Here is an 814-nt window from a genome sequence, read left to right on the forward strand (position 1 = left end):
TCGTCCACCCTTTCCCTTTCTGCGACAGCAGGGAGGGCGCGAGGATTTTCAGCGTGGAACTATATCTCAGGGTTCGCCAAGCCTGCGCGGGGGGCATGAGCCAGCGTCAGGCGGCGAAGGCCTTCAACATCTCCCGTGATACGGTTGCGAAGATGATGACGTTCTCGGTGCCGCCGGGCTACCGGCGGACGGCCGAAGTCAGGCGGCCGAAGCTTGATCCCTTTATCCCGATCATCGAGGGCTGGCTTGAGGCGGATCGCTCCATGCCGCGGAAGCAGCGGCACACGGCGAAGCGGGTGTTCGACCGGCTTCGTGACGAGTGCGGGTTCACCGGCGGCTACACGATCATCAAGGATTACATCCGGGAGCGAGAACGGCGGGGCCAGGAAGTGTTCGTGCCGCTGGCGCATCCCCCGGGCCATGCGCAGGCCGACTTCGGCGAGGCGATGGTCAAGATTGGCGGTGTCGAGCAGAAGGCCCACTTCTTTGTTTTGGATCTGCCGCACAGCGACGCCTGTTACGTCCGCGCCTATCCGGCGGCTGTGGCCGAGGCTTGGGTGGACGGCCACATCCACGCCTTTGCCTTCTTTGGGGCAGTGCCGCAGTCGATCGTCTATGACAATGACCGGTGCCTGGTGGCGAAGATCCTGCCCGATGGCACCCGCAAGCGGGCCGTGCTGTTCAGCGGCTTCCTGTCGCATTACCTGATCCGGGACCACTACGGCCGTCCTGGCAAAGGCAATGACAAGGGGAATGTCGAGGGCTTGGTGGGCTATTGCCGCCGCAACTTCATGGTGCCGCTTCCCGAGTTCAC

General features: G+C 63.5%; 1 protein-coding gene. It reads left to right on the forward strand.

The window, feature by feature from the left end:
• Positions 1 to 53: 53 nt before the first annotated feature.
• On the forward strand, positions 54 to 814 hold a 761-nt coding region (gene istA, locus ABD906_RS09805; RefSeq protein WP_425549986.1), incomplete at its 3' end, for an IS21 family transposase.

This window comes from Chelativorans composti, from assembly GCF_039541695.1.
Lineage (GTDB): Bacteria > Pseudomonadota > Alphaproteobacteria > Rhizobiales > Rhizobiaceae > Chelativorans > Chelativorans composti.